Here is a 3,067-nt window from a genome sequence, read left to right as displayed (position 1 = left end):
CTGATCGCATCGCCGGCCGGTCACGTGCTGATCGACGGCGGGCTGCCGGACACCGCGCCGCTGATCCTGCGCAACATCGAGGCGCTGGGGTTCGATCCGGCCGATGTCGAGATCATCCTCAACTCGCATGAGCACTACGATCACGCCGGCGGCATCGCGGCGCTGCAGCAGGTGTCCGGCGCGCGTGTGCTCGCGAGCCCGGCCAGTGCACCGGTGCTCCGGCGCGGCACCTCCGCGCCGGACGACCCGCAGCACGACGTCGCGCTGCCGATGCCGCCGGTTGCAGAGGTCGGGGTGGTGCAGCTGGGCGAAGTCGTGCGCGTCGGCACCCTTGCACTGACCATGCATCCCACGGGCGGTCACACGCCGGGCGGCACCTCGTGGTCGTGGCAGTCGTGCGAGGGGGAGCGTTGCCTCGACTTCGTATACGCGGACAGCCAGACGCCGATCTCTCAGGACGGCTTCCGCTTCACCGAGCATCCCGATGCCGTCGCCGCGTTCCGCGCGGGACACGCGACGCTCGAGCGCCTTTCATGCGACGTCCTGATCACGCCGCACCCGGGCGCGTCCGGCTTCTGGGAGCGCGCTGCCGGTGCCCCGGACGCGCTCGTCGACACGGGCGCATGCGCGACGTACGCCGCCAGCTCACGCCAGCAGCTCGAGCGCAGGCTGGAGCGCGAGCGGCAGTAGCCACTCGACCGCGGCGTCCGACGGCCCGCGGTCTGCATGACCGGCGCATCCGGGTTCATTCAATGGAGGATGTTCATGCGTTCGACGGTTACGGTCATGATCGCGGCGGCCTGTTTCACTGCCGCCGCGTGCGGCAGCGATTCGACGGACGACCGAGCCGGCGATGCGGTCGCGATGGATACGATGGGGACAGGAGTCAGCGTGCCATCGGCCACCGAGGTCGCGACGTCGCCTGGCGACGACGGCGCGCAGGGTGCTGACGATACGGAGCGCTCCCCGGCGGGAGCCGATCGCGGAAACGGCGCCGAGGATCGCGCAGATTCCACGCCGCCCGCCGCGGAGCCGGAGGGCAGGGACGGCGCCGACGATGACGTCGACACGATTCCGGCTGCGTTCCGCGGCGAATGGAACGGCGACCGTTCCGACTGCGGCACCGGCAACAGTGTGACACGCCTGCGCATCAGCGCCGACCGTCTCCGCTTCTACGAGAGCGTGGCCACGGTCCGGGACGTCAAGGTCGAGAGCGACCGGGTCATCACGGTCACGGCCGACTACGAGGGCGAGGGGCAGACCTGGCAGGAGACACGGCGGTTCTCGCTGTCTGCGGACGGGAACAGCCTGACCGCCACCAACGGCAGCAGCCTGGTGCGCCACCGCTGCCCGTGAGGCAGCGGGACCACTGAGCGCCGTACGATGCGCAGGCCGAACATGAAGGGGCGGGCAGAGTTGCCCGCCCCTTCTTCATGACTGTACCTCCTGCCGCCGCATCAGCGCGCCGTTCCGTCACGGACCACGCCACGCGTGCGCTCCGGTCCTCGAAGTGGTATTCTCCCCCTGTTCACTGAATCAGACGATGGGGCACCGGCAATCGCCCCGCATGGGCGACCGCACGCACTCGCAGCATGTCGCGGCGTCGGCAGTCGTGTCGATCCCATCGATCCCGACCGCATCCGTTTTCCAGAGTCCCTCATCCCCCGAGGAGTCGATCCATGAGATCCTGGCGTTTCCTCCGGCTCACCCTGCTGCTCGCCCTGATGCCCGGCATCGTGAGCGCGCAGCAGGCGAGCCGGACCGAGCCGGTCGTCGCGCTGCGCGACAACACGCCCGGCGTGCACGCGTTCACGAATGCCCGCATCGTCGTTGCGCCTGGGCGCGTGCTCGAGCGCGCGACCCTGGTCGTGCGTGACGGCGTGATCGAGGCGGTCGGCGCGAACGTCACGCCACCCGCGGATGCGCGCGTGTGGGACATGAGCGGCCGGACGCTCTACCCGGGATTCATCGACGCGCACGCCGACCTGGGCATCGGGCAGGCACCGCCCGCGGACGAGGGGGATGCCGGGCCGGTCCACTGGAACCCGCAGGTGCGCGCGTACTTCAGTGCGGCCGGCGACTTCCGCGATTCGGAAGAGCGGCGCAGCGCGCTGCGTGCGCAGGGCTTCACCACGGCGCACGCCGTCCCGCAGCTCGGCATCTTCCGCGGGCGCACTGCAGTGGTCAGCCTGGGCGACGGCACGGCGAGTGAGCGGATGCAGCGTGCGATCGTCGCACAGTCGGTCGCGTTCCGCGGCAGCCGCGAGCTGGGCAACACGTACCCGAACTCACCGATGGGCGCGATCGCGCTCATGCGCCAGACGCTGCTGGATGCGGACTGGTACATCCGCGCATGGGACACGCACCGCCGCTCGCCGCAGCGCGTGCCGCAGCCGGAAACGAACATCGCGCTCGCTGCACTGAACGACGTGGTCGCCGGCGGGGAGCCGGTGCTCTTCGAAGCGACGTCGGAGCTCGAGGTGCTGCGCGCACGCGCGCTAGCCGACGAGTTCCCTATCGAGCCGTGGCTGCGTGGCAGCGGTGAGGAGTACCGGATCGTGGACGTGCTGACCGGTGCCAAGACGACGCTGATCCTGCCGCTCAACTTCCCCGAGGCACCGGACGTCGACAGCCCGGAGGACGCGCTGGACGCCGAGCTCGACGAGCTGCGCCACTGGTACCTGGCGCCGGAGAACCCCGCACGCGTGGCCGCTGCAGGACTGCAGTTCGCGCTCACGACCGACGGGCTCTCGAAGACGGACGAGTTCCTGCCCAACCTGCGCACTGCCGTAGCACGCGGCCTCGCCAGGGACGCTGCGCTCGCCGCGCTCACGACGAACCCCGCGCGCATGCTCGGCATCGATGCACGCGAAGGGACGCTGGAGCGCGGCAAGCTCGCGAACATCGTCGTGGTCGATGGCGACCTGTTCGCGGACGGCTCGACGGTCCGCGACGTGTGGGTGCACGGCGAGCGCTACGTGGTCAACCCGGACGCCGCGGTCGATCCGCGCGGTGAGTGGCGAATCACCTCGTCCGACGAGCCGCGGCTGAACGGCACGCTGAAGGT

Annotated in this window: 3 protein-coding genes; all 3 read left to right on the top strand. The window is 70.4% G+C overall.

What is annotated here, in order from left to right; genetic code table 11:
- On the top strand, positions 1 to 690 hold a 690-nt coding region (bla, locus tag VFU06_16965), incomplete at its 5' end, for a subclass B3 metallo-beta-lactamase (protein HEU5211091.1).
- A 75-nt stretch (positions 691 to 765) separates the two neighbouring features.
- Positions 766 to 1,356, top strand: a complete 591-nt coding sequence (locus tag VFU06_16960) for a hypothetical protein (GenBank protein ID HEU5211090.1) — start codon at positions 766 to 768, stop codon at positions 1,354 to 1,356.
- Between the two features lie 323 nt (positions 1,357 to 1,679).
- Positions 1,680 to 3,067: amidohydrolase family protein (locus tag VFU06_16955; protein ID HEU5211089.1), on the top strand; the 1,388-nt coding region annotated here is incomplete at its 3' end.

This window comes from Longimicrobiales bacterium, from assembly GCA_035764935.1.
Classification (GTDB): Bacteria; Gemmatimonadota; Gemmatimonadetes; order Longimicrobiales; family RSA9; genus DASTYK01.
Note: the sequence above shows the minus strand (reverse complement) of the source record. Positions and strands in the feature narration are given on the sequence as shown.